The 24,771-nt window shown below is 69.4% G+C and carries 23 protein-coding genes; 15 read left to right on the top strand and 8 right to left on the bottom strand.

Features of this window, described 5'->3' with window-relative positions:
• Window positions 1-148: 148 nt before the first annotated feature.
• From IF188_RS09970 to IF188_RS09995, 6 genes are read left to right on the top strand one after another with little or no spacing between them, the layout of a single operon-like run.
• Window positions 149-994: an ABC transporter permease gene (locus IF188_RS09970; RefSeq protein WP_224751683.1), complete on the top strand. Its 846-nt coding sequence runs from the start codon at window positions 149-151 to the stop codon at window positions 992-994.
• Entirely contained in the window at window positions 994-2,184 is a 1,191-nt protein-coding gene (locus tag IF188_RS09975) for an ABC transporter ATP-binding protein (protein WP_191171630.1), read from the top strand. Before IF188_RS09970 ends, IF188_RS09975 begins: the two co-directional genes overlap by 1 nt.
• 9 nt (window positions 2,185-2,193) lie before the next feature.
• Entirely contained in the window at window positions 2,194-3,201 is a 1,008-nt protein-coding gene (locus IF188_RS09980) for a glycosyltransferase family 2 protein (protein WP_318152851.1), read from the top strand.
• 43 nt (window positions 3,202-3,244) lie between these two features.
• Window positions 3,245-4,381, top strand: a complete 1,137-nt coding sequence (gene glf, locus IF188_RS09985) for a UDP-galactopyranose mutase (RefSeq protein ID WP_191171631.1) — start codon at window positions 3,245-3,247, stop codon at window positions 4,379-4,381.
• 22 nt (window positions 4,382-4,403) lie between these two features.
• Window positions 4,404-5,210: an ABC transporter permease gene (locus tag IF188_RS09990; RefSeq protein WP_191171632.1), complete on the top strand. Its 807-nt coding sequence runs from the start codon at window positions 4,404-4,406 to the stop codon at window positions 5,208-5,210.
• Complete coding sequence (locus IF188_RS09995) at window positions 5,210-5,956, top strand: ABC transporter ATP-binding protein (protein WP_191171633.1); 747 nt, start codon at window positions 5,210-5,212, stop codon at window positions 5,954-5,956. The genes IF188_RS09990 and IF188_RS09995 overlap by 1 nt, the downstream gene beginning before the upstream one ends.
• A gap of 3 nt (window positions 5,957-5,959) precedes the next feature.
• Here the strand turns inward: IF188_RS09995 and IF188_RS10000 are convergent, their stop codons facing one another.
• Window positions 5,960-6,997 (bottom strand): glycosyltransferase family A protein, encoded by a 1,038-nt coding sequence (locus IF188_RS10000; protein ID WP_318152852.1) that lies wholly within the window; start codon window positions 6,995-6,997, stop codon window positions 5,960-5,962.
• A 245-nt stretch (window positions 6,998-7,242) separates the two neighbouring features.
• Between IF188_RS10000 and IF188_RS10005 the strand changes: the two genes are divergently transcribed.
• Genes IF188_RS10005 through IF188_RS10015 form a run of 3 tightly spaced genes read left to right on the top strand, consistent with a single transcriptional unit; the run spans window position 7,243 to window position 9,907 of the window.
• Window positions 7,243-7,809, top strand: a complete 567-nt coding sequence (locus IF188_RS10005; RefSeq protein ID WP_318152853.1) for an acyltransferase — start codon at window positions 7,243-7,245, stop codon at window positions 7,807-7,809.
• The gene (locus tag IF188_RS10010) at window positions 7,806-8,903 is read left to right on the top strand and encodes a DegT/DnrJ/EryC1/StrS family aminotransferase (RefSeq protein WP_191171636.1); all 1,098 of its coding nucleotides are present in this window, start codon (window positions 7,806-7,808) and stop codon (window positions 8,901-8,903) included. Before IF188_RS10005 ends, IF188_RS10010 begins: the two co-directional genes overlap by 4 nt.
• Window positions 8,903-9,907 carry a Gfo/Idh/MocA family protein gene (locus IF188_RS10015; RefSeq protein WP_191171637.1) on the top strand — a complete coding sequence of 335 codons (1,005 nt, stop codon included), beginning with the start codon at window positions 8,903-8,905 and terminating at the stop codon, window positions 9,905-9,907. The genes IF188_RS10010 and IF188_RS10015 overlap by 1 nt, the downstream gene beginning before the upstream one ends.
• Here the strand turns inward: IF188_RS10015 and IF188_RS10020 are convergent.
• From IF188_RS10020 to IF188_RS10040, 5 genes are read right to left on the bottom strand one after another with little or no spacing between them, the layout of a single operon-like run.
• Window positions 9,885-10,877, bottom strand: a complete 993-nt coding sequence (locus tag IF188_RS10020; protein WP_191171638.1) for a glycosyltransferase family 2 protein — start codon at window positions 10,875-10,877, stop codon at window positions 9,885-9,887. The two genes, IF188_RS10015 and IF188_RS10020, sit on opposite strands and share 23 nt — an antisense overlap.
• On the bottom strand, window positions 10,877-11,299 hold the full coding sequence (locus IF188_RS10025; protein ID WP_191171639.1) for a GtrA family protein: 423 nt from the start codon (window positions 11,297-11,299) through the stop codon (window positions 10,877-10,879). Before IF188_RS10025 ends, IF188_RS10020 begins: the two co-directional genes overlap by 1 nt.
• 46 nt (window positions 11,300-11,345) lie before the next feature.
• The gene (locus tag IF188_RS10030) at window positions 11,346-12,341 is read right to left on the bottom strand and encodes a glycosyltransferase family 2 protein (RefSeq protein ID WP_191171640.1); all 996 of its coding nucleotides are present in this window, start codon (window positions 12,339-12,341) and stop codon (window positions 11,346-11,348) included.
• A 56-nt stretch (window positions 12,342-12,397) separates the two neighbouring features.
• On the bottom strand, window positions 12,398-13,750 hold the full coding sequence (locus IF188_RS10035; RefSeq protein WP_191171641.1) for an O-antigen ligase family protein: 1,353 nt from the start codon (window positions 13,748-13,750) through the stop codon (window positions 12,398-12,400).
• Window positions 13,747-15,216 carry an O-antigen ligase family protein gene (locus IF188_RS10040; RefSeq protein WP_191171642.1) on the bottom strand — a complete coding sequence of 490 codons (1,470 nt, stop codon included), beginning with the start codon at window positions 15,214-15,216 and terminating at the stop codon, window positions 13,747-13,749. The genes IF188_RS10035 and IF188_RS10040 overlap by 4 nt, the downstream gene beginning before the upstream one ends.
• A gap of 56 nt (window positions 15,217-15,272) precedes the next feature.
• Here IF188_RS10040 and manA point away from each other — a divergent pair, with 56 nt between their 5' ends.
• The 4 genes from manA to IF188_RS10060 all read left to right on the top strand — a co-directional run bounded on the left by manA (window position 15,273) and on the right by IF188_RS10060 (window position 21,340).
• A complete protein-coding gene (gene manA, locus IF188_RS10045; protein ID WP_191171643.1) occupies window positions 15,273-16,421 on the top strand; it encodes a mannose-6-phosphate isomerase, class I in 1,149 nt (382 codons plus the stop codon).
• Window positions 16,422-16,604: 183 nt separating this feature from the next.
• Window positions 16,605-16,931 (top strand): WhiB family transcriptional regulator, encoded by a 327-nt coding sequence (locus tag IF188_RS10050; RefSeq protein ID WP_191171690.1) that lies wholly within the window; start codon window positions 16,605-16,607, stop codon window positions 16,929-16,931.
• A 102-nt stretch (window positions 16,932-17,033) separates the two neighbouring features.
• A complete protein-coding gene (locus tag IF188_RS10055; protein ID WP_191171644.1) occupies window positions 17,034-19,937 on the top strand; it encodes a glycosyltransferase in 2,904 nt (967 codons plus the stop codon).
• Window positions 19,934-21,340, top strand: a complete 1,407-nt coding sequence (locus tag IF188_RS10060) for a DUF5719 family protein (RefSeq protein WP_191171645.1) — start codon at window positions 19,934-19,936, stop codon at window positions 21,338-21,340. Before IF188_RS10055 ends, IF188_RS10060 begins: the two co-directional genes overlap by 4 nt.
• Window positions 21,341-21,447: 107 nt before the next feature.
• Here IF188_RS10060 and IF188_RS10065 read toward each other — a convergent pair whose 3' ends face one another.
• Window positions 21,448-21,891 (bottom strand): metallopeptidase family protein, encoded by a 444-nt coding sequence (locus IF188_RS10065; RefSeq protein ID WP_191171646.1) that lies wholly within the window; start codon window positions 21,889-21,891, stop codon window positions 21,448-21,450.
• 92 nt (window positions 21,892-21,983) lie between these two features.
• Between IF188_RS10065 and IF188_RS10070 the strand changes: the two genes are divergently transcribed.
• Entirely contained in the window at window positions 21,984-22,190 is a 207-nt protein-coding gene (locus tag IF188_RS10070) for a DUF3499 family protein (protein ID WP_191171647.1), read from the top strand.
• A gap of 76 nt (window positions 22,191-22,266) precedes the next feature.
• Window positions 22,267-23,766, top strand: coding sequence for an adenosylhomocysteinase (gene ahcY, locus IF188_RS10075; protein WP_191171648.1), 1,500 nt, complete (start codon window positions 22,267-22,269; stop codon window positions 23,764-23,766).
• Between the two features lie 152 nt (window positions 23,767-23,918).
• On the opposite strand, the gene IF188_RS10080 is transcribed toward ahcY, so the two are convergent.
• Complete coding sequence (locus tag IF188_RS10080) at window positions 23,919-24,764, bottom strand: RDD family protein (protein ID WP_191171649.1); 846 nt, start codon at window positions 24,762-24,764, stop codon at window positions 23,919-23,921.
• Window positions 24,765-24,771: the final 7 nt, after the last annotated feature.

Consider the following 24,771-nt stretch of genomic DNA (forward strand, 5'->3'; position numbering starts at 1 on the left):
GATACCGGTGCCGAATGGTGTGGACCGGGCTGCCAGAATCCGCCGGGTATAGTTATGCAGTTCATCGACATAGGCGGAGCTTTTGGATACGACCGACCGGTTCGCGCGGATAGCGGCGACCCCGTTCACGTCATCGGACTCTCGCGGATTGAGGTTCCCCGGGCGCGGCGGCAAGCTGCGCGAGGTGTTCGGTCGCAGGGACCTGCTCGCGCTCCTGGTCAGGCGCGACCTTCAGGCCCGCTATCGGGACAGTGTGCTCGGCTTCCTGTGGACGCTGATCCGGCCCCTGGTCCAGTTCCTCATGTACTACCTGGTGCTGGGGCAGTTCCTTCGTGCTGCAGAGGGGATCCCCCAGTTCGCCGTGTTCCTGTTCGCGGGGCTCACGATCTACAGCTTCTTCGCGGAGATGGTGCAGGGCTCGACGTCGTCGATCCTCAGCAACGCCGGGCTCGTCAAGAAGATCTATCTGCCGCGTGAGATCTTCCCGCTCGCAAGCGTCGGTGCCGCAGGCTTCATGTTCCTCGTCCAGGTGCTCGTGCTGCTGGGCGGCGCGATCGTCTTCCAGGCACTGCCGGCACCGGTCGAGATGCTCTGGGTGCTCCCGTCGGTCCTTCTCATCCTCATCTACGGTCTCGCGTTCGGGATCCTGCTGTCCGCGCTGAATGTCTATCTTCGCGACGTCCAGTACGTGACCGATGTCGTGCTGATGCTCGCCATGTGGCTGTCTCCGATCGTCTACGCCTGGACGATGGTCGCGGACACCTTCGCGAAGCTCGGGCTTCCGTCGTGGGCCCTCGAGGCCTATACGAACAACCCGATCACCCTTGCCGTCCTCGGATTCAGAAAGGCCTTCTGGGGCGCCGGCACCGCTGCCGACTACCCCGACGACCTCCTGCTGAGGACTGCGGTGGCCGGCGTCATCGGCCTCGTGCTGCTGTTCATCTCGCACCGCGTCTTCACGCGGTTGCAGGGCAACTTCGCGCAGGAGATGTGATGCAGGCAACCATGCATGGCCCCGTCGTCGTGCGCGTCGAGGACGTCACGAAGCACTTCACCGTCCGCAAGGACAACAGCCTCAAGGAGCGCATCGTCCATGCGGGGCGGCGAGGTCGCGCGCACCGGCAGCAGTACACCGCCGTGGACCGTGTGAGCCTCGAGATCGAGGCCGGCACGACGGTCGGTCTCCTGGGGCCCAACGGGTCGGGTAAGAGCACGCTGCTCAAGCTCATCGGCGGAATCGTCTCGCCGACCTCCGGCGAGGTGCTCACGCGGGGAAGGATGGCAGCGCTGCTCGAACTCGGCGCCGGATTCCATCCGGATCTGAGCGGGCGCGAGAACGTGTATCTGAACGCGTCGATCATGGGACTCAGCCGGGCGGAGACCGACGCCAGATTCGACGAGATCCTCGAGTTCAGCGGCATCGGCGATTTCATCGACACCCAGGTGAAGTTCTACTCGTCGGGGATGTTTGTGCGACTCGCGTTCGCGGTCGCCGTGCACACCGACCCCGATGTCCTTCTGGTCGACGAGGTTCTTGCGGTGGGCGATGAGGCGTTCCAGCGCAAGTGCATGGACCGGATCGCCCGGTTCCGCAGCGAAGGCAGGACGATCGTCCTCGTCTCGCACTCTGCTTCGCAGGTGCAGGAGCTGTGCGACCGCGGTGTCGTGCTGCGCGACGGCGAGGTCGTCTTCGACGGCGACGTCAACGACGCGGTGTCCGCGCTTCGCGACGTGCTGGAGGGGCGACGCGTCGGCGAGGCGCCTCCGCCGGACGCCGGAAAGCCCATCGAGATCACCGGGATCGAGGTGCTCGACAGTGAGGGGCGCCAGCGCAAGACCACACCGGTCGGTTCGCAGATGAAGGTCCGTATCCACGTCCGCGCGCAGCACGCGATGCCGACCTGGAACATGGGTTTCAGCATCGACACGCCGACGGGGCAGATGGTCCTCGCATCGAACACCGAGCGCCTCGACGTCGCTCTTCCACCGATCCCGGCGGGGGATTCGAGCATGGAGTTCGAGATCGCGAGCGCGAACTTCGGACCCGGCCAGTATTTCGTGAACGCGAACGTGTGGCCGGTGCTGCCGGAAGACACGCACATCATGTGGCAGGGGGCCCGGTTCACGATGGAGAACGACGACCGCAGTATCGGCACCGTCGCCGCGACGATCTCCATCGCCTAGGCGCCGCTCGTGTCCGCTCTGTCGTCGGCGCCCCGAGTGTCCATCGTCGTTCCCGTGTACAACGCGGAACGGTATCTTCCGGCCTGCGTCTCGTCGATTCTGGAGCAGGACTACACGAACATCGAAGTCCTCCTCGTCGACGACGGCTCCACCGACCGTTCGGGTGCGATCTGCGACGAGTTCGCGGCATCCGACGAGCGTGTTGTCGTGCTGCATCGCGAGAACGGCGGGATCGCCGCCGCACAGAACACCGGACTGGATGCCGCCACCGGCGAGCTGGTGACGTTCTGCGACAACGATGACCTGATGAGTCCGCGCATGATCGGCCGTCTCGTCCACATCCTCGTCGAGGGTGACGCCGATATGAGCTGCTGCCGCTGGTACAACGTCGGCGCGAGCGCCGCGGCGCAGCTCCGAGCGAGCCACGCCGATGACGAAGCCGGTCGGGTGATCGTGTTCGAACGGCCCGGCATGTACTACCAGCGTGTCTTCAGTCTCGTCCTGCGCAGGCTCACCGGCAAGGAGCTCTACTACTTCAGCGAGGCGAACTGGGGCAAGCTCTATCGTCGGTCGCTGTTCGATGGCATCAGGTTCCCCGAGGACCGCTATGCGCAGGACGTCGCCGTCGCGATGGACCTCTACGGGCGGATGAGAGCCGTGGCGTCGTGCGACGACCGTCTCTACTACTGGCTCCAGCGGGCGGACAGTGTGTCGCACAGTCTGCGGTCGACGAAGTACTACCACGACATCGTGCGCGCCCACGGAAGATGCTTCGACCTCGCCCTCGCGGACGGCATCCTTCCGGCTCGCGCCTACTTCGGGCTGCAGGCGATCAGAACCGAGGCCCGGAGCATCGGCACGCGGGCCGATCAGGAGATGTATGAGGCGGACCGTCGCTACGTCGCGGACCGCATCGCCGCCCTGACGACGTGGCAGCGCGTCCAGTGCGTCGCGCTGCACTGGCTCCGGCTGCTCGAAGTCAAGGTCTACAACCGCACGGTCCACCGTCGGGCCTAGGCGTGGTTCACAAGGTATTCGCCTCACGAGTCGGAGGACGCTGATGGATCTTCTTGTTGTCGGGTCGGGGTTCTTCGGCCTCACCATCGCGGAGCGGGCTGCGGCATCCGGTCGCAAGGTCACCGTGATCGATCGCCGGTCGCATATCGGTGGGAACGCGTACAGTGCGGCGGAGCCGGAGACGGGGATCGAGGTGCATCGGTACGGTGCGCACCTGTTCCACACGTCGAATCCGGGGGTGTGGGAGTACGTGAACCGGTTCACGTCGTTCACGGATTATGTGCACCGGGTGTACACGAACCACAAGGGTGTGGTGTTCCCGCTGCCGATCAATCTGGGCACGATCAATCAGTTCTTCCAGGCGGCGTATACGCCGGATCAGGCGCGTGCGCTGGTGCATGAGCTGGCGGGGGAGTATGACGCGAAGGATGCCGTCAACCTGGAGGAGAAGGGGATCTCGCTGATCGGGCGGCCGTTGTATGAGGCGTTCATCCGCGATTACACGGCCAAGCAGTGGCAGACCGATCCGAAGGAGCTGCCGGCGGAGGTCATCAGCCGGCTGCCGGTGCGGTACAACTACGACAACCGGTACTTCAACGACACGTGGGAGGGTCTCCCGGTCGATGGGTACACGGCGTGGCTGGAGCGGATGGCCGATCATCCGAACATCGAGGTGAAGCTGGACACGGACTTCTTCGATGTGTCGCAGCCGCTGCACAAGCAGGCCACGGTCGGGCAGCTGCCGGTGGTGTACACCGGGCCGGTGGACCGGTACTTCGACTACGCGGAGGGCTCATTGTCGTGGCGGACGCTGGACTTCGAGCAGGAGGTGGTGCCGGTGGGTGATTTCCAGGGCACCCCGGTGATGAACTATGCCGACGCGGACGTCCCGTTCACCCGCATCCACGAGTTCAAGCATTTCCACCCCGAGCGTGCGGACCGGTACCCGACGGATCGGACCGTGATCATGCGGGAGTACTCGCGGTTCGCGGAGCGGGAGGACGAGCCGTACTACCCGGTGAACACGCCGGAGGACCGGGCCGGGCTGCTGGCGTACCGGGAGCTCGCGAAGGGCGAGAAGGACGTGCTGTTCGGCGGCCGGCTGGGCACTTACCAGTACCTCGACATGCACATGGCCATCGGCTCCGCCCTGTCCATGTGGAACAACCAACTCGCATGACGCGTCCGCCTAGGATCGATACGTGACCACAGCCGCCGTCGGCGCTCCCGGATCCGCCCGGCGCTACCTCCACTCCCTGTGGCTGCTCTCGGCTCGTGACCTCAAGGTCCGGTACGCGACCAGCGCGCTCGGCTATCTCTGGTCGGTGCTCGATCCGCTCGTGATGAGCGCGATCTACTGGTTCGTCTTCACGCAGATCTTCCAGCGCACGGTCGGCTACCCGCCGTACATCGTGTTCCTCATCACGGCGCTGCTGCCGTGGGTATGGTTCAACACGTCGGTCTCGGACTTCACGAAGGCCTTCCGCAAGGACGCGCGCCTGGTGCGCTCGACAGCGATCCCGCGGTCGATCTGGGTCAACCGGATCGTGCTCAGCAAGGGCGTCGAGTTCCTGTGCTCGTTCCCGGTGCTCGTGCTGTTCGTGGTCATCTCGCAGTTCACCACCGAACCGGCCCAGCTCAACTGGGGGCTCCTGTTGATCCCGGTGGCGATCGTGCTGCAGACCGTGCTGCTCGTGGGCATCGGGCTGCTGGTCGCGCCGCTGTGCGTGATCTGGGGCGATCTGGAGCGCACCACACGTCTGATCCTGCGAGCCCTCTTCTACGCGTCGCCGATCATCTACGGCGTCGAGGACCTGCCCGGCAACCTGTCTGCGGTCATGGCGTTCAACCCTCTCGCGGGCATCTTCGAGCTCTACCGCGTGGGATTCTTCCCCGGCGAGTGGAACCCCTGGGTGATCGGGGTCGGGGCGGTCATGTCGTTCCTGTTCCTGGGAGCCGGCATCCTCGTGTTCCGGCGCCTGGAGCGCCCCGTGCTGAAGGAGCTGTGATGGCGTCGGCAGAACCGGCGATCGAGGTCGCGGGACTTGGGGTGCGCTTCCGGCGCAACCGCCGGGGGCGACGCAGCATCAAGGATCTGTTCGCCGACTCGTCGCGCCGCTCCAAGCCCGGCGAGTTCTGGGCGCTGCGCGACGTCAGCTTCGACGTCATGCCAGGGGAGTCCATCGGCGTGGTCGGGCGCAACGGTCAGGGCAAGTCGACGCTTCTCAAGCTCGTCGCCGGTGTGCTCCTGGCCGACGAGGGCCGTGTGTCGGTCAACGGCGGCGTCGCCCCGCTCATCGAGATCACGGGTGGATTCGTCGGCGATCTCACGGTGCGCGAGAACGTGCGTCTGATCGCCGGCCTGCATGGGATGGCCAAGGCCGAGGTCGCCCGGCGCTTCGACGGGATCATCGACTTCGCCGAGATCGCCGAAGCGATCGAGACGCCGTACAAGCACCTCAGCAGCGGCATGAAGGTGCGCTTGGCGTTCTCGGTCGTGTCGCAGCTCGACGAGCCCATCCTCCTCGTCGACGAGGTGCTCGCAGTGGGCGACAAGGCATTCCGCGAGAAGTGCTACAACCGCATCGAGGAGCTGCAGGCCGAAGGGCGCACGCTGTTCTTCGTGTCGCACAACGAGCGCGACCTGCGTCGCTTCTGCACCCGCGGGCTGTACCTCGACAAGCACCGCCTCGCGATGGACGCGCCGATCGACGAGGTGCTCGACCGCTACGACGCCGACTATCCGGTGGCCTGACGCCTAGCTGTAGCCGCCGCGACGCGGGTGGAACACCCTGCTCATCGCCCGGCGAAGACTGGGGAACACCGAGTAGTGGTGTGCGTACTGAGCGATCATGGCCTCGAGGTGCTTCGTCTGCTCCTCGATCCGTTCGGTCACATGAGCTTCGACCTCCCGGGCGCGCAACCACGCCTCGTGCCGCGATTGCGCATAGAGCTCATCGGCGTAGCGTGCGATGTAGAGCAGTCCTCCGATGCCGTTGCGCTCGATGTACTCGCGGAGCGCGCGATCCCGGAGTTCGCGATCCGTCTGCCGGTGCAGGTCGAGATCTCCGATGACGCTGTTGGCGAGCGCTCCCTCGCTCTGCGGGCGCTGACGCCAGTAGGCCAGCGTCTCGCCGTCCAGATAGCCGATCTGACCGTCGACCGCCAGGCGCAGCATGAGATCCCAGTCGCCGAGCACCGAGAGGGTGGCGTCGAACCCTCCGGCGGACTCGATCGCGGATCGGCGGAAGAGGTACCCGATCGGCGGAACGTGGGCGGCGTGGACGAGATCGAACAGTGAGACGCGGGCGAACGGCGGGCGGATCGGCGTCTGCGACAGGATGATGACGCCGTCCTGATCGACGCGCTCCTGGATGATGTCTGTCTTCACCGCCACAGCGACGTGTTCGGGGTGGGTGTCCAGCCAGGAGACGGTGCGGGTCAGGAAGTCCGGTGCCCACGTGTCGTCGTCATCATGGATGGCGACGTACTCGGTGTCCGCGTCGGCGATGCCCAGTCCGATGATGGCGTCGCGTCCGATGGGGTGGTCCGAGTCAACGATGAGGCATTCGTGCGGGAAACGATCGGCGCGCGCCTTGACCACATCGTCCAGGGTGGCGCGGTCGCCGCGATGATTGATGATCACCATCTGCCACTCCTGATACGACTGCTCCACGATATCGTCCAGTGCGCGAGCGAGAAGCTGCGGACGGTCGTGGGTTCGTACGACGATGCGAACGCGTGGCGCTGAAGGGGGCGTTTCCAAGCTTCTTCCTCTCGTGCGATGTCGTTGCACGGATGCAGCGTGTCAAACCCTGCGACGGCACGTGGTTCCATCCTCGTCGATGAACCCGCGATCCCGCGTGCAGGAGATCGCGACGCCTGCCAGGCGGACCTGGCGCCATCCGGAAGGACCGCTGCCTCGAGCTGCAGGTTTCCCGTCGGATCCGATGGAATGCGCCGCTCCGATTACACTACATAACAGTGTTCTCATCGTCAGCTTCCGCTCCTCCGCCGCCTCGTATCGCCGATACCGCCGACGTGGCATCGGATGCAGTGATCGGCAGCGGCAGCTCCGTGTGGCACCTCGCGCAGATCCGTGAGGGGGCACATCTCGGCAGCGGCTGCGTCGTCGGCCGCGGCGCCTACGTGGGTGCAGGCGTCGTCATCGGGGACAACTGCAAGATCCAGAACTATGCACTCGTGTACGAGCCCGCGTCGCTCGCTGACGGGGTGTTCATCGGCCCGGCGGTGGTTCTGACGAACGACACGTATCCCCGCGCGGTGAATCCGGACGGCTCGCTGAAGAGTGCGCACGACTGGGAACCGGTCGGCGTGACGATCAAGCAGGGCGCATCGATCGGCGCACGCGCGACATGCGTGGCACCGGTCACCGTCGGAGCATGGGCCACGGTAGCCGCCGGCGCGGTGGTCGTGAAGGACGTGCCGGACCATGCTCTCGTCGTCGGCGTGCCCGCACGGCGCGTCGGCTGGGTGGGGCACGCGGGTGTTCCCCTCGTCGAAGCCGGCGATCGTCGCTGGCGCTGCCCGATGACCGACCGGGTGTACATCGAGGCCGACGGGCAACTTACAGAGGAGCAACAGTGACCGAGTTCATCCCCGCGGCGAAACCGCTCATCGGCGAAGAGGAGCGAGACGCCGTCGATCGGGTCCTGAGGAGCGGCATGGTCGCACAGGGGCCCGAGGTCGCGGCATTCGAGCAGGAGTTCTCTGCACACTTCGTGGACGGCCGCCCGGTCGTCGCCGTCAACTCGGGCACCTCGGGGCTGCATCTCGGCCTGCTGGCTGCGGGCGTCGGCGTCGGCGACGAGGTCATCGTGCCGTCCTTCACGTTCGCGGCCACCGCGAACTCGGTGGCCCTCACCGGGGCGACGCCGGTCTTCGCCGACATCGACCCCGTCACGTTCACGCTCGATCCGGCCGCTGTGTCGGCCGCGATCACCGAGCGCACCAAGGGCATCATGCCGGTGCACCTGTACGGACACCCTGCCCGGATGCACGCGCTCGCCGAGATCGCGGACGATCGCGGACTGGCGCTCTTCGAGGATGCGGCGCAGGCGCACGGCGCGGCCATCGACGGGCGGCCGGTCGGCACGTTCGGCGCCTTCGGGATGTTCTCGCTGTACCCGACGAAGAACATGACCAGCGGCGAAGGCGGGATGATCTCCGCTGCGGACGACGTGATCGCGCGCAACGCGCGTCTGCTGCGAAATCAGGGGATGGAACGTCAGTACGAGAACGAGGTGATCGGCTTCAACGCGCGCATGACCGACATCCACGCAGCGATCGGCCGCGTTCAACTGACGAAGGTCGACGCCTGGACCGAGGCCCGTCGCCGCAACGCGGCATTCCTCGACGCGCATCTCACGGGAGTCGTGACCCCTGTCGTCGACGAAGGCGCGCGGCACGTCTACCACCAGTACACCATCCGGGTGCCCGAGGACCGCGACGGCTTCGTGCGTGCACTGAAGGACGAGCACAGCATCGGCAGCGGCGTGTACTACCCCATTCCGAATCACCGCCTGCCGTCGCTGGCGCGGTTCGCGCCGGGCCTGGACCTGCCCGTCACCGAGAGCGCCGCACGCGAGGTCGTCTCGCTGCCCGTCCACCCCTCGCTGTCGGAGGGCGACCTCGAGCGCATCGCCGTCGCGGTGAACGCTCTCGCAGGGGCGGGCTCCTGATGGCCGCGCTGCGGGCGGGTCTGCTCGGTCTCGGGATGATGGGGCGTCACCACGCGCGCATCCTGCGGGACGTCGACGGCGTCGACCTTGTCGCCGTCGCCGACCCGGGCGGCGACCCTCATCGCGTCGCCACTGGTCTGGAGGTCCTTCCCGACGTTGCGTCGCTGATCGATGCCGGCATCGATCTGGCCGTCGTCGCCATTCCGACGCGCTTCCACGCCGATGCCGCGTTCGCGCTGGCCGACGCAGGTGTGCACACGCTCGTCGAGAAGCCGATCGCCGACGACGCCGAGACCGGACACCGTCTGGCCGCGGCGTTCGAGGCGCGCGGCCTGGTGGGAGCGGTCGGCCACGTGGAGCGATTCAACCCCGCGCTCCAGCAGCTGCGCTCGCGGTTGGCCCACGGCGACGCCGGTGACGTGTACCAGATCGCCACGCGTCGTCAGAGCAGCTTTCCGGGCCGCATCGGCGACGTCGGAGTCGCGAAGGACCTGGCGACGCATGACATCGACCTGACGGCGTGGGTCGCGCAGGCGACGTATGCCTCCGTATCGGCGCAGACAGCGCACAAGAGCGGCCGCGCTTTCGAAGACATGATCTCGATCACGGGCCGCCTGCGCAACGGGATCATCGCGAACCACATCATCAACTGGCTGAGTCCGATGAAGGAGCGCGTCACCGTCGTGACCGGCGAACGCGGCACGTTCATCGCCGACACCGCGACGGGCGATCTGACGTTCTTCGCGAACGGCACCGTTCCCCTGGAGTGGGAGACGGTGTCGTCGTTCCGGGGGGTCTCGGAGGGCGACGTCACGAGGTTCGCGTTCGCGAAGAAGGAACCGCTGCGCGCCGAGTTGGAAGCGTTCCGGGACGCGGTGCGAGGCGACGTCACCGAGCTGTCGTCGATGGCTGCCGCCGCGCACACCCTCGAAGTCGTGGAGTCGGCGCTCCAGTCGGCCGTGTCCGGCGGGGAGCTGCTCGCTACCGGTCGCGCGACGGACTGACCTCGCGGCCTGCCCCTTCGAAAGGCGAGTACGTCGGTGTCGACGGTGTCGCCTGAATGTCGAGCTGCAGCGCGCTGATGAGCATCTGCGTCCCGATCATCAGCGGGAGCGCGGCCAGCATGACGGTCGCAGCGGTGGCGATGACCGAGGCGGCGATCTGGAAGATCATCCAGATGCTGACCCCGATCCCGAAGATGAACAGGAACAGGCCCAGGAACAGCAGCAGCGCGATCGGCGAGAACGACCACAGCACGTAGCGGTACCAGATGCGGGACCAGAACCCGACCGTCAACCGGTTGATGAGCTCGGGAATCACCTTGCGCAGCTTGATGCTGGAGACCTCGTCGCCGTAGACAGCGGGGATCGGAACGTCGACCGCGGGTACCTGCAGGATGTTGAGATGCGTCAGCAGGTCGTTCTCGAAGCTGTAGCGCTTCGCGATGCGGTCGAGAGGGAGACGGCGCACGACCTCGGTGCGAACGGCCGTGTATCCGTTCTGCGGATCGAACAGGTTCCAGTAGCCCGACGTGAGCTTGGTCATGAACGACAGCACGATGTTCCCGAACACGCGATGGCGGGGCATGCCGTCGAAGGACTCGGGGGAGTAGAACCGGTTGGCCTTGGCGAACCCGTATCCCTCGTCGGTCACCTTGTCGAGCAGATTGGGAAGGTAATCGGGATCCATCTGGGCGTCGCCGGCCATGATCACGTTGACGTCGCTGCCCAGCTCGAGCGCTGTGCGGTGGCCGGTGATGATCGCGCCGCCGACGCCCTGGTTCACCTCGTGTCGGATGACGGTGACCCGCGGGTCGCCGATCTTCTTGGCCGCCCCGCTCGTGTCGTCCGGGCTGCAGTCGTCGACGATGACGATGTCATCGACGAACTCCGGCATCGTCTCGATGACGCGCCCGATCATGCGTTCCTCACGGAAAGCGGGGACGACGGCCGCGATGCGCGCACCCTTGTACATCAGTCATTCACCTTCCGGCTGTCGAACACCCAGTAACGATATGCGAAGTAGTTCCAGATGGTCGTCGCCACCACCGCGGCGACCTTGCCCACGATCCACGGCAGGCCCAGTGCATCGCCGGCCCACACGATCGCTGTCGTGGCGACCGTGTTCACCGCCACGAGGATCGCGTATCTGAGCACGCTCGGGGCGATGCCGTCTGCCGCGCGGAAGGCGACGGTCCGCTGCAGCGTGTACGTGACCGCGAAGCTGAGCAGGAACGCGACGGGGGTGGCGATCGCCAGAGCGACATGCAGCACATCGTGCAGCAGCCAGAGGACGCCGACATCGAAGAGGAAGCTGAAGCCGCCGACCACGAGGTACCTCACGGCACTCGAGGACCACACGCGGGCGATCAGCGACGTATGGGGAGCCGCAGGCATGTCGTCGATTGTCCCATGGTCGCGCGCCGCGGCCCGACGATGGCGGTCAGTCACGGGCGGCGCCGGTGGTCGCCGCCTCCAGCGGGGGCATCGGCTGCCATGATGCGTCCTTGGCGATCCTGCGGCCGTCGCGGAGTCCCCGGAAGAGGTTCGACGTCCCGCGCACGGTGCGCTCGACGAACACCAGGCGGATCAGCTCCTTGCCGAACGTGAGCGTGGTGCCCAGCGCGAACGGGACCGGCCGGTAGACGCCGAGCGAGCGGTAGTACTTCTTGATGTATGCCCGGTTGCGCATGATGTAGTAGCGGTAGGCGTTGCTCGACGCGTTCATGTGGCGGATGCCCATGTCCCACTGCTTGATCTCGCGCGTGCGGCGCAGCACGAACTCGTCGACGATCACCGACGGCGTCTTGCGGGATGCGAGCCAGCCGTACATCTGGTCGTCCCAGTAGATGAAGAAGCGCGGGTCGGGAAGGCCGATCTGCTGCACGATGTCGCGGTGGATGAACATGCCCTCGAAGCATCCCGAGTTCATCGGCTTGTAGCCGGACGCGTCGAACTCGGCCGGGGCGAAGGGGATGGGGATGCCGAGCGGCTCGGCGATCCGGTACTGCCAGTAGAAGGCGCTGCCGTCGTAGTCGTAGCGTCGGCCCTGGATGCTCTTGAACCGGGGCGCCCACTTGCCCATCTTCGCGAGGCCGTCGGGAAGCACCTCGACGTCGTCGTCCATCAGCCAGATCCACTCGGAGCCGAGCTCGTAGGCGACGCGCATGCCCTCGCTGAAGCCGCCCGAGCCGCCCGTGTTGGTCTCCATGCGGCGGTAGGCGATCTCGGCGGGCGCCACCGCTTCGCGGAACGACTCCACGACGTCGGCGGTGTCGTCGGTCGAGGCGTTGTCGATGATGACGACACGCCCCGGCTTGGGGTCCATCTCGCCGATGCTCGTCAGCAGGCGCGTGAGAAGGTTCGACCGGTTGTACGTGACGATCGCGATCGTCGCGGCCTGAGGGTCGAACGACGCGGCGGTCGGAACGTAGGTCACGGGCTGATCTCCGAAAGGATGGGGCGGGGCGCCGAGACGTCGGGCCGCAGAGAAGCCTACCCTGCGGGACTGTCCCGTCCCTGGGCGTGAGGCAGTCCCTGGCCGTCCGCGGTCGCAGGGCCGCCGGCATCCGCTCCGCTGTCGAGCCGCTCGCGCCACGAGCGCGACTGACCGGCCCGCACGGCGCAGAGCACGAGCATGAGCCAGCCGAGCCCGGTGAGGGTGAAGCTCTCGAACATCGAGTCGACGAGCAGCGCGACGAGGATCAGCGGGGTCCAGGCGTAGACCACCGAGCGCCGTTCGCCCGCCACGAGCCACGAGCGCGCCAGAGCGAGGGCGCCGAGCGCGACGAACAGCACGAGCCCCACCCAGCCGAGCTGCAGCGCGACGTCGAAGAAGGCGTTGAGGCCGGTCGCGTGCTGTTCGCCGAGCAGCGCGTTGATGGCGTTGAACGGGAACTCGTGCAGATCCCACGGTCCGAACCAGCCCCAGCCCTGCACAGGGCGGAAGCGGACGATGTCGACCATCTTGTTCCACAGGTCGACGCGCATCGAGAAGTCCGATCCGGCGCCGAGCAGCGCGATGATCGGATGCCGGGCGGCGTACCCGACGAATACACCGATGACCACGAGGGCGCCGAGCGACAGCTGCAGCGCGGCGCGGCGCTCGGGCGACGCGTGCCGGACCAGGGCCAGCGCGCCGACGGCGAGGCCGACGGCGACGGCGAGGACGACGACGGTGGGGGAGTCGGTGAGCACGGCCAGCGTGCCGCCCAGCACCACGGACGCGACGGAGAGCCCGGGACGCACGGACTGCGTGCGGTACTCGATCAGGAACGTGATGAGCGCGATCACCGCCACGAAGCCGAGCAGGTTGCGCGTGCCGAAGATGCCCTGGATCGGGCCGAACTCCGCGATGTCGCCCTGGACGTCGAGGAACGTGAACGGGATGTCGAGCAGGATGCCCGATAGGATCTCGACGATCAGCGAGACCGCGAGCAGAACCCGCAGCACGTCGCCGAGGGCGCGGACGGTCTGCAGGGTGTCGCGGACATGACCGATGACGACGGCGAGGAATCCGACGCCCAGCAGCGACACCCAGCTCCAGAACGACTTGCCCGAGTCCGCGCTCCAGAAGAAGCTGGCGAAGGCCCAGCCGACGAAGACGATCACACTGGTCGGCACGAGCCGCAGCAGCGAGATCTCGCGGCGGCGCACGATCATGACCGCGACGCCGATGAGGCACAGCGACGCCACGATGGTGACGTAGGTGACGTGGCCCGCGATGCGCTCGATGACGAAGGCCGAGAACACCGCGCCGAAGACGGCGAGCGTGTAGGCGCGTGCGAATGCCGCCGAGCCCAGCAGCGTGCGGAACCAGCCGGCTTCGTCGGGAGGCGCGTCGGTCACGCGCCGGACCCTGCCTGTCGCGGCCGCGACGGTGCCGGGCCCCCGAGCACCGGCGGCGCGTCGTCGCCCGTCGGGTCGGGCTCGACGCGGTCGCCGCGTTCGATCGCGGCCGTCTGCTCGGCAGGCCCGACACCCACGTGCGGCGACTGCTTGATCTTGCCCGCGAACATCACGACGAACATCCAGCCCCACAGCAGGAGCGGCCCCGACTCTGCCAGGCCCTGCACGAGGAGGATCGCCCCGACCAGGGTCGGCAGCAGGGTCACGGGGGAGTAGGGGCGGTCGGCCCGCAGGTCCCAGCGCGGGCGGTCGACGGCGAAGAACCAGGACCGCCATACGAACGCGAAGTACACCAGGGCGAGCAGCACGACGCCGATGATGCCGAGCTGCATCGACACGTCGATCCACATGTTGTGGGCCTGCATGACGGCCTGCCCGTGGTCGGTCACGTTCACGTCGAAGGCCGGGTCGCTCGTCATCCACGGAGTGGCGAAGCCCCAGCCGGTCCAGGGCCGCTCGGCCGAGTGGGCGAGGACCTCCTCCCAGATGCGTTCGCGACCGGTGAGGTCGGTGCTGCGTCCGAGCGCGGTGAAGACGGCGTCGCGCAGCAGCCACAGCGTGAGGGCGCCGCCGACCCCGATGACCGCGTACGCGACGTAGAACTTGGTGCGCGCTCCCGGCCTCTCGGCACGACGCATGAGCAGCACCGTGATGAGCACGACCGCGACCGCCGCGGCGGCCAGGTAGGCCGTGGCCGACGATGCGCGGACGAAGAGGAAGGCCGAGAGCAGCATCCATCCCCACAGCAGCACGCGGCGGGGCGCGCCGGAGGCGAGCCGGATCGCGAACACCACGATGGCGAGCAGGGCGACCGGGCCGAGCAGGTTGGCGTTGCCCATGATCCCCTGCAGGCGACCGCCGTCGAAGAGGTTGTCGCGCGACCAGTACTCGATCGGGTCGTCTGCCTTGCCGACGACGAAGCCCGGCAGGATCGGCTGCCCGATGAAGATGGACACCCACAGCTCGAACAGGATCGACAGCGCCATGACCCACTTGAGCGCCGACGCGATCGCCCGCACCAGCTCGCGCCAGGTCAGCACGCTGCCGACGAACAGCGCCTGCACCGTCGTGATGTACAGCAGCAGCAGGGTGATCGCCGTGGTCTGCGGCCAGGCCGACCACAGCAGCGACAGCGTCGCCCAGGCGACATAGGCGACAACGAACCACGGCAGACGGCGGTACTGCACGGGCGGGCGGACCACGGTCCAGAGGATGACGGAGAGGATGCCGCCGGCAATGGTGATGACGGCGGTCGCGAGTTCGCCGATCGCGTTGATCCAGGCGGTGCCCGACAGCGCCATGAACAGCACGAGGATGCACCAGCCGCGCAGCATCAGGTGGCCGGTCTTCTCACGGATCGGCGGGCTCGGCGGTGCCGACGCCGGGTGCTTCGAGTAGACGGCCATCGCTCACAGGGTACCGTGGCGATCCTTGGAAACAGGGTCGTGGCTAGGCTGGCGGGATGCTGATCCCCCTGGCGAACGACCCCCGCGACTACGCGTGGGGATCCACCACTCTGATCGCAGCGCTGGAGGGGCGTGAGCCTTCGGGCCGCGCCGAGGCCGAAGTGTGGTTCGGCGACCACCCCGGCGACCCCTCCGAGACGCCCGACGGGCGCACGCTGGACCGCTGGATCGCGGCCGACGGGCGGAGCGTCGGCATCGACGCGCCGCTGCCGTATCTGCTGAAGCTGCTGGCCGCGGCATCCGCCCTCTCGATCCAGGCGCACCCCTCGAAGACGCAGGCCGAAGCCGGCTTCGCACGCGAAGAGGCCGCGGGCATCCCGCGCGACGCGGCCGACCGGACCTACCGCGACGACAACCACAAGCCCGAGCTCGTGGTGGCGCTGAGCGAGGAGTTCCGTGCGCTGGCGGGGCTGCGCGAGCTCGCAGCCACGCGCCGGCTGGTCGAGGGGCTCGGCCCCGGCGCGGCGCCGCTCGCGAAGCGGCTGGCGGAGCCGGATGCCACGCTCTCGGCGGTCATCGGCTGGCTGCTGTCGGACGGCGCCGATGCCGCACGCGACGTGATCGCCGCGGCGGTCGCCGGCACGTCCGACGAGTTCGCCGCCGAACTGGACCTCGTGCGGACGCTGGATGCCGGCTTCCCCGGCGACCCGGGAATCGTGGTGGCGCTCCTCATGAATCTCGTGACGCTGCGCCGGGGCGAGGGGCTGTTCGTGCCCGCGGGCGTGCTGCACGCCTATCTGGAGGGCCTGGGCGTCGAGTTGATGGCGGCCAGCGACAACGTGCTGCGCGGGGGCCTCACCCCCAAGCACGTGGACGCCGCCGAGCTCGTCAGCGTGCTCGACCCGGAGCCGGGGCTGCCGCCGGTGATCCGTCCGCGCGATCTCGGCGACGGCATCCGCGCGTACGACGTGCCGATCGCGGACTTCGCGCTGTACGCCGTGACGCCGGGCGCGACGCCCGCGCGCGTGGCGCTGCACGGCCCGGCGATCGCGCTGGCGACCTCGGGCGCCCCCGAAGTCGCGGGCGAGGCATCCCTCACGCCTGCCGTGCTCGCACCCGGCGGAGCGGTCCTCGTGACGCCTGACGAAGGCGGTGTCCGCGTGACCGGCACCGGCGAGGTGTTCCTCGCACAGCCGGGTCGCTGAGGCCTCCGGAGGGAGCCGAGGGCCAGGACTGTTATCACAGTGCGACACGCCGTCGGCGCGTCGTGAAGGTTCAAGACGTCGTTGAGGCTTTAGTATCCGCGACTTGACCTCCGGGAACTACACGGGTGTAATTACACCTACACACGCACCAGCGTGGAGCAGGATCACGGGGGTGAGAACGACATGACGGTTTCGCAATTCCGTTCCGGCGTTCCCGACGACTGGTTCGTCGATCCGGTTCAACTGGGGGTTCCGGGGGTTCGCCGCAACATCGATGCGGAAGAGGACAACCCACTCGCCTGGCAGACCGACGCATTGTGTTCGCAGACCGACCCGGAGGCGTTCTTCCCCGAGAAGGGCGGCTCCACGCGTGATGCCAAGCGCATCTGCGGCTCGTGCGACGTGCGCGGCGAATGCCTCGAGTACGCGCTGCAGAACGACGAGCGCTTCGGCATCTGGGGCGGTCTGAGCGAACGCGAGCGCCGCAAGCTCAAGCGCCGCGCGAGCTGAACGATGCCGGTCGGCCGGTCCCATCCGGCCGAACCGGCGCGTTCGGCGCCTCCGGCGCGTTCAACAGAGGTCACGGACGCGCACACCTAGGCTGACCAGGACATGCCCGCTCGAGTTCACGCCCTGCTCGTCGTGCGTCCTGATGGTCGCACGCCGGCCGCGTTCCACCTGCGGCGCACGCTCGCGGCGCTCGACGAGCAGGTCCGTCCCGTCGACGCCCTCACCGTGGTCCTGTGCGGCGGCGACGCCCACCTCCGCGAGATCGTCGAGGCGTCCTCGGCCACCTCCGTGATGACGGCGGCCGCGTCGACGTCGTACGCCACCGCGACCGCACTCGCCGTCGCCGACGCGGCCTCGCGCGATGCGGACGGCCGGGCTGGGACCCCCGCGGCCGACGCCTGGTGGCTGCTCGCCCAGGACACCGCACCCGAGCCCGATGCGCTCGCGCAGCTGGCCGGTGCTCTCGAGCTCGCGCCGTCGGTCGCGTTCGTCGCGCCGAAGCTCGTGCGCTGGGACGACCGCGTCGAGATCGTGTCGCTCGGCGTGTCGATGACGCGCTTCGGACGAACCGTCGGCCTCGCGGACGGCGAGCTCGACCAGGGGCAGCACGACGCCCACGAAGACGTGCTCGGCGCGGACGTGCGCGGCATCCTCATCCGGACGTCCGCGTGGACGATGCTCGGAGGGCTCGACGGCGGCCTCGCCGGCGCGGACGAGGGCCTCGACCTCGGCGTGCGCGCCCGCCTCACCGGGGCTCGCATCTCGCTCGTCGCCGGCGCCCGCGTGGCTGTGGCGGGCGACGGCGTGGCGGGAGTCCCGCTGCCGCTCACCGCACAGCGTCGCCGTCGTGCTGTCTACGCCGAGCGCGTCGCGCAGCTGCACCGCCGGCTGGTGTACGCCCCCGCCCTCGCGGTGCCGCTGCACTGGCTGACCGTCCTGCCCCTGGCGCTGTGGCGCACGATCGTCGACCTGGTGCGCAAGCAGCCCGGGCGCATTCCGTCGGAATGGGCGGCGGGCGCCGTCGTGCTCGTCGCCGTCGCGCCGCTGTGGCGTGCTCGCCGCACGCTGACGCGGGCCCGCTCGGATGCGGGCGCCGACCGCGGTTCGTGGGCGCAGGTCGCGCCGCTGCGCACGACGCGCGCCGAACTGCGGGAACGACTGGACGACGACCCCGAGGTGACGCTCGGGGGAGTGCGCCGCAGCGAGCTGCGCTTCTTCTCGGGCGGCGGCGCGTGGCTCGTGCTCGCGGCGATCGTCGTCTCCGTCGCGGCGTTCCCCGCGCTGCTCGCGTGGCCCGTCCTCGGCGGCGGCGCGCTGCAGCCGCTCGCCACGACCGTCGGACAGCTGTGGAACGACACCGCCTACGGGCAGCGCGTGCTCGGGCTCGACACCGTCGGTCCTGCAGATCCGTTCTCGGCCGTCGTCGCGCTGCTCGGGTCGCTGTGGCCGTGGGCGCCGTCGCGCGCGCTCGTGCTGCTCTGGATCGCCGCCGTACCGCTCGCGGCGCTCGGGGGCTGGTTCGCCGCCACACGGGTCACCGAGCGGGCGAGCCTGCGGATGCTCGGCGGTGCCGTGTGGGCGCTGTCGCCGACGCTCCTCGTCGCCCTGACGCAGGGTCGCCCGACAGGCGTGATCGCCCACCTGCTGCTGCCGTGGCTGTTCTTCGCCGGAGCGGTCGCTCACCGGTCCTGGGCGGGGGCCGGTGCCGCCTCGATCCTGCTGGCGGCCGTGCTGGCGACCTCACCCTCACTCGCGCCCGCCTTCGTCGTGGTGTGGGTGGGGATGATCGTCCTCGCCGTCGTGGTCCGCGCGGGCCGCGGTGTCACGCGTCTCATCTGGCTCGTCGTGCCGTCGGTCGCGCTGGCCGCGCCGCTGGTGTGGAACGCGGTGGTGAACGCGCGCGCGTGGGGACTCGTCGCCGACCCCGGCGTGCCCTGGGCGGGGCCTCAGGTCGCGGCCGACGCCGCGGGACGCGCACTGCTGGCTGCCGGCATCCCGACGTCCGATCTCGCGGGCTGGACGACGATCCTGCCCGACGGGCCGACCTGGTGGGTGCCGCTGCTGAGCGTGCCGCTCGCGCTGCTCGCCCTCATCGCCCCCCTCACGCAGCGCTGGGCGGCCGGCACCGTGCTGCTCGTGGTCACGGCGCTCGGGCTCGGCACGGCCTTCGCCGCGGTGGGCGTCTCGGTCTCGTTCGCGCAGTCGACCGCGGTGGCCGTGTGGCCGGGCGCCGGCCTCAGCCTCGCATGGCTCGGGGCGCTCGGCGGCGCGCTGGTGTCGCTCGACGCCGGACTCGCGCCCCGCGTCGCCTTCGTGCGCAGCGTGGCCGCAGCCCTCGTCCTCGCGGGTGCCGTCACGCTCGCGATCCCCGCGCTGACCTCGCTCACGCGGGGCACCGCGACCATCACGAACGGTCCGGCCAGCACTCTGCCCGCGTTCGTCGCCGCCGAGGGGCGCGATGATCTCGACGTCGGCACGATCGTCCTGACCCCGCAGCCCGACGAAGGCGTCGCCGCGCAGATCGTCTGGGGCGGCAGCGAGACGCTCGGCGGACAGACGACGCTGCTCTCCACCCGCACGCAGACCTCGCCGCAGGACGAGGCGGTCGCGGCGCTCGCCGCGGATCTGGTCACCCCGTCGGCCGACGACGTCGTCGCCGACCTCGCCCGTCACGGCGTCAGCTTCATTCTGCTCGCGCCGTCGACCGCGCCCGAGACCGACGCCGCCCGCACGACACGGCTGTCGGCGACCACCGCGCTCAGCCAGCGCGACACGCTGGTCGTCGTCGGCGACACCGCGAAGGGCGAGCTGTGGCGCGTCGTCGACGATGTCGCCGCGCGGCCCGCCGAGACCGCCGCGACGGCGACGACAGCCCGGTGGATCGGATTCGCGCAGCTCGCGACGTTCGGCGTCGCGCTGCTGCTCGCGGTGCCGACCGCCGCCACCCGGCGGGCCGCACGCCGCACGCCCCGCATCGTCGGGCCGCACTGGCAGGAGGGTCGATGAGCGATCGCCGTGTGTTCCGGTGGGCGACGACCAGCGCACGCCTGCTGATCGGCACAGCCGTGTCGGTCGGGGCCGTCATCGCGGTCGTCACCGCCGTCTCCCTTCCCTGGCCCACCATCACGCATGAGCCCGTGCAGATCGCCGCGACCCCGGCGCCGGCCGCGTCGATCATCACCTGCGACGGCGGGCTGCTGTCGATCGGGCGCGATTCCGCGGATGCCTCGTCGCTCGCGCTCGCGGCACGCCAGACCGTCGTCACCGGCGTGCCGGACGGCGCGGCGGCGCCGCAGGAGCAGACGCTGTACAACGAGGCTGTCGGAACCGGTCCCGCGAGCTACACCTCCCCGCCGCAGGACGGCCAGGCGATCGACCTCGCCGCCGCGGGCTGGTCGACTGCGCGAGCCGACGACCTGTCGGGCTTCGCCGCGTCGGCATGCCGCCCGCCGCTTCTGGAGTCGTGGCTCGTCGGCGGGTCGGGAGCCACCGGCGCCGCCGACCTCGTGGTGCTGTCGAACCCCGGCCCCGTCGCCGCGACCGTGCAGCTCACCGTGTACGGCGTGGGCGGACCGCAGACTCCGCCGGGCGGCTCCGACCTCGTGGTGCCGGCGGGCACGCAGAAGGTGGTGCCGCTGGCCGGCATCGCCCTCGGCGAAGAGACCCCGGTCGTGCAGGTGTCCGCGCTCGGAGCCCCGGTGCACGCGTCGCTGCAGACGAGCATCACGCGCACCCTCACGCCCGGCGGCGTCGACCAGGTCGGCCCCGCGGCCGCCCCTGAGGCCCTGCAGGTCATCGCCGGCGTCGCGGTCACGCGCGCTCCCGCCCAGGACGGCTCGGCGGGTGCCACGATGCTCCGGATGCTGTCGCCCTCGGTCGCGACGACCGCCGAGGTCACGGTGACCGCTGCCGGGCGCACCGAGCCCGCGCGTGCACCGCAGGAGGTCACGCTCGAGGCGGGACAGCCGCTCGAACTGGAGCTCGACGGGCTGGGCGCCGGCTCCTACACCGTGACCGTCGACGCGCAGTCACCCGTCCTGGCCGCCGTGTGGCAGACCACCGGGTTCGGCGAGGGCGACGACTTCGCCTGGTACACGCCGTCACCGCAGGTGGCGGCATCCACTCTGTTCGTGACGCCCGGCGGACCCGTACCCACCCTCACCCTCGTCAACACCGGCGCGGAGCCCGCCGCGGTGAGCGTCGCGGCGCGCGACGGCGACTTCCAGGTCGACCTCGCGGTGCCCGCCGGCGGATCGACGACCGTGCGGCTCTCGCCGCGCACCGTCTACGTCATCGATCCCGACGATCCGGTCCGCGCGGGGCTGTCGCTCACGGGTGACGGCGCTCTGGCCGGCATCCCGATCTGGCCGGCGGATGTCGGGGCGCACGAGATCGTGGTGTACCCGTAGGGGAGCGGGGGTGAGGGTGTGAGGGGGCGAGGTTTCGACTCGCTTCGCTCGCTCAACCTTGACCCGCGACGCGTCAACGCTCCTTCGTCGCATTGACCCGTCGCGCGTCAAAAGAACCGGAAGCGCTCGGGGCCGAGGTCCCACGGGTCGCGGTCGAGGTACTCGGCCGCGGCGCGGAACACGGAGCCCTCGATGAGCATGCGGTGGTGCAGCTCGTCGTCGCGGTGCAGGTGGCTGAGCCGTTCGATCGGCAGGCGGTACAGGATGATGCGGCGCTCGTCGCGCAGCACCGTCCAGCGAGGGATGCCGTCGTCGTCGGTCGCGGGCGGCATGTCGGCGACCTCGAATCGCACGTCGCGCAGCTCGGACCACGCCGAGCGCAGGAACTCCGCCGCCGTCCCGACGGAGAGGTCGAAACGGTCGACCCGCGTGTCGAGCGGGGGGAGCGGTGGCCGGACGACCGAGCTGCGGCCCTCCCGGCCGTGACGGCCGTGTCGCGCGGGGCGTCGCACCGCCGCGCGTTCGCTGGTCCGGGTCCGACGCCACGCCATGCGTCCATCCTAGGTCCGCGGCCGTGGCGCGTCCCCGCCGCGGTCGGCGCGGCGGCGGCGGGGTGTCGCAGGTTCGCGATACCGTCACGGTGATGCGCGCGAGAGTCTGCTCCAAGGTCGGCTGTGCCCGTGAGGCCGTGTCGACCCTCACGTACGACTACGCCGACCGGATGGCGGCTGTCGGCCCCCTCGGCGCGGCGGGCGACCCGCACGCGCACGACCTGTGCGCGATCCACACCGAGCGGCTCTCGGTGCCGCAGGGATGGGTGGTCGTGCGGCACGAGACGCTGCGCACCTGACGCGTTCCCTCGACGCGTCGGACCGGCGGGACGGCTCACGGACGCCACAGCGACCCCGCCGTGAAACAATGGGCGGATGCCGACACACACCGCCGTCGCCGCGCCCTCATCCGCCTCGGTCCCTGAGCCCGTCGAAGGGTTCGAGTACGAGGTGGCCGATCTGTCCCTCGCCGGAGCGGGTCGCCACCAGCTGCGTCTCGCCGAGAACGAGATGCCGGGCCTCATGGCGCTGCGCGAGGAGTTCGGGGCATCGCAGCCGCTCAAGGGTGCGCGCATCGCCGGCTCGCTGCACATGACCGTGCAGACGGCCGTGCTCATCGAGACCCTCGTCGCCCTCGGCGCGCAGGTGCGGTGGGCGAGCTGCAACATCTTCTCGACGCAGGACGAGGCGGCCGCGGCGGTCGTCGTGGGCCCGACCGGCACCGTCGACGCGCCGGCCGGCGTGCCCGTGTTCGCGTGGAAGGGCGAGACGCTCGAGGAGTACTGGCGCCTGGCCGACCGCATCTTCGACTGGACGGCCGAAGGCTTCGACGGCCCCAACATGATCCTCGACGACGGCGGCGACGCGACCCTGCTCGTGCACAAGGGCGTCGAGTTCGAGAAGGCCGGCGCCGTTCCGGATGCCGCAGCCGACGACTCCGCGGAGTATCGCATCGTGCTCGACACGCTGCGCGCCAGCCTCGCCCGCGACCCGCAGCGCTTCACCCGCATGGCCGCGGACCTGCTCGGTGTCACCGAAGAGACCACGACCGGCGTCCACCGCCTGTACGAGCTCGCCGCCGCCGGCGAGCTGCTCTTCCCGGCGATCAACGTCAACGACTCGGTCACGAAGTCCAAGTTCGACAACAAGTACGGCATCCGCCACTCGCTCCCGGACGGCATCAACCGCGCCACCGACGTCCTGATGGGCGGCAAGGTGGCGTTCGTGTGCGGCTACGGCGACGTCGGCAAGGGCGCCGCCGAGGCCCTGCGCGGCCAGGGCGCGCGCGTCATCGTCAGCGAGGTCGACCCCATCTGCGCGCTGCAGGCCGCGATGGACGGCTATCAGGTGGCGCGGCTCGCCGACGTCGCCGGACTCGTCGACATCGTGATCACCGGCACCGGCAACAAGGACGTCGTGACCGTCGACGATCTGCTGAAGCTCAAGCACCTCGCGATCGTCGGCAACGTCGGGCACTTCGACAACGAGATCGACATGGCCGCGCTCGAGGCCCTCGAAGGCGCCGAGCGGATCGAGATCAAGCCGCAGGTGCACGAGTGGCGCCTTCCGACCGGCCGCAGCGTGCTGGTGCTCAGCGAGGGCCGGCTGCTCAACCTCGGCAATGCGACGGGGCACCCCTCGTTCGTGATGAGCGCGTCGTTCACCAACCAGGTGCTCGCCCAGATCGAGCTCTACACGAAGCGCGACGAGTACCCGACAGCCGTGTACGTGCTGCCCAAGCACCTCGACGAGAAGGTCGCCCGACTGCACCTCGATGCGCTCGGCGTGCAGCTCACGACGCTGTCGGACGAGCAGGCCGCCTACATCGGGGTCCCGGTCGAGGGCCCCTACAAGCTGGACCACTACCGGTACTGAGCCGCCGGCTCAGCGCCGCACACAACATCGGATCCGCAGGTGCGGAGCCGACGGCGACACGCCGGCGTGCGGCATCCATTCTCCGGCGTGTCGCGTCACACGCCCGCAGGCGCGGATCCGATTCTGTGCACGAGGGCGAGGGCGTCGCGGGATCAGCGTTCCGGAAAGCCGCGCGGCGGCGCCGACACCGGCGCCGTGAGGGCGTCGACGCGCGCGGTCTCCAGGCGCAGCGCCCTGAGCTCCCGCTCGCGTCGCAGCGCGACGACGCCGATGAGGAACGTCTCGGGGTCGGCTGCGGGCACCGGCGACACGTAGCCTGCCGCTTCGCGGGCGAGGGATGCCGCCGCCCGGGCGCGTGCCGTCGGCTCCATGCTCGTCGCCGACCGGGCGAACTGGGCCAGGCGCCGCGACAGCGGTTCGGGAAGCCGGGCCACGTCGGCGACCGCAGCCCATTCCGCCAGAGCCGGGGGGATGCCGAGTCCCGGATCCGGCAGCCGCGGCGTGCGCGTGCGCTCGGAGTAGGTGCCGGCGAGCAGATCGCCCAGGCGCTGCGAGCGGGGCGTGAACGCGCCCACGAGAGCAGCGACCGCGCCGAGCGTGAACCACAGCTCGAACACGCCCGTGAGCGCCCGGATGAACGCGTGGCGGAAGCCCGCGGCTCCGCCGTCGGTGCGCACGATCCGGGCGCCGACCGCGAGTCGCCCGAGGCTGCGACCGTGGCTGACGGTCTCGACCACGGTCGGGATGACGACCATGACCAGCACGAGCATGACGATGGTGAGGATCGGCACGACGTTGCCGTCGAGGGCTCCGCTCGAGACCAGCCAGCCCGCGCCGAGCGCGAACAGCACCAGCATCACCATGCCGAGCAGCATGTCGATGATCACGCCCAGCGCGCGCATGAAGAAGCCTGTCGGCTGCACGTCGAGCGCGACCGCCTCGCCGGTGAGGACCTCGTCCTGGTGGATGTCGACGAGCGCGGGTCGGCCTTCGGGCATGGCTACA

The organism is Microbacterium helvum, from assembly GCF_014779795.1.
In the GTDB taxonomy this organism is placed as follows: Bacteria; Actinomycetota; Actinomycetes; order Actinomycetales; family Microbacteriaceae; genus Microbacterium; species Microbacterium helvum.

Bases quoted from the DNA above. Each gene is read 5' to 3' on its own strand.
- manA (WP_191171643.1), top strand. From the start codon at position 15,273: ATGCTGATCCCCCTGGCGAACGACCCCCGCGACTACGCGTGGGGATCC.
- IF188_RS09995 (WP_191171633.1), top strand. From the start codon at position 5,210: ATGGCGTCGGCAGAACCGGCGATCGAGGTCGCGGGACTTGGGGTGCGC.
- IF188_RS10065 (WP_191171646.1), bottom strand. From the start codon at position 21,891: ATGGCGTGGCGTCGGACCCGGACCAGCGAACGCGCGGCGGTGCGACGC.
- IF188_RS10025 (WP_191171639.1), bottom strand. From the start codon at position 11,299: ATGCCTGCGGCTCCCCATACGTCGCTGATCGCCCGCGTGTGGTCCTCG.
- IF188_RS10060 (WP_191171645.1), top strand. From the start codon at position 19,934: ATGAGCGATCGCCGTGTGTTCCGGTGGGCGACGACCAGCGCACGCCTG.
- IF188_RS10015 (WP_191171637.1), top strand. From the start codon at position 8,903: ATGGCCGCGCTGCGGGCGGGTCTGCTCGGTCTCGGGATGATGGGGCGT.
- IF188_RS10070 (WP_191171647.1), top strand. From the start codon at position 21,984: ATGCGCGCGAGAGTCTGCTCCAAGGTCGGCTGTGCCCGTGAGGCCGTG.
- ahcY (WP_191171648.1), top strand. From the start codon at position 22,267: ATGCCGACACACACCGCCGTCGCCGCGCCCTCATCCGCCTCGGTCCCT.
- IF188_RS10055 (WP_191171644.1), top strand. From the start codon at position 17,034: ATGCCCGCTCGAGTTCACGCCCTGCTCGTCGTGCGTCCTGATGGTCGC.
- IF188_RS09975 (WP_191171630.1), top strand. From the start codon at position 994: ATGCAGGCAACCATGCATGGCCCCGTCGTCGTGCGCGTCGAGGACGTC.
- IF188_RS10080 (WP_191171649.1), bottom strand. From the start codon at position 24,764: ATGCCCGAAGGCCGACCCGCGCTCGTCGACATCCACCAGGACGAGGTC.
- IF188_RS10050 (WP_191171690.1), top strand. From the start codon at position 16,605: ATGACGGTTTCGCAATTCCGTTCCGGCGTTCCCGACGACTGGTTCGTC.
- glf (WP_191171631.1), top strand. From the start codon at position 3,245: ATGGATCTTCTTGTTGTCGGGTCGGGGTTCTTCGGCCTCACCATCGCG.
- IF188_RS10040 (WP_191171642.1), bottom strand. From the start codon at position 15,216: ATGGCCGTCTACTCGAAGCACCCGGCGTCGGCACCGCCGAGCCCGCCG.
- IF188_RS10020 (WP_191171638.1), bottom strand. From the start codon at position 10,877: ATGTACAAGGGTGCGCGCATCGCGGCCGTCGTCCCCGCTTTCCGTGAG.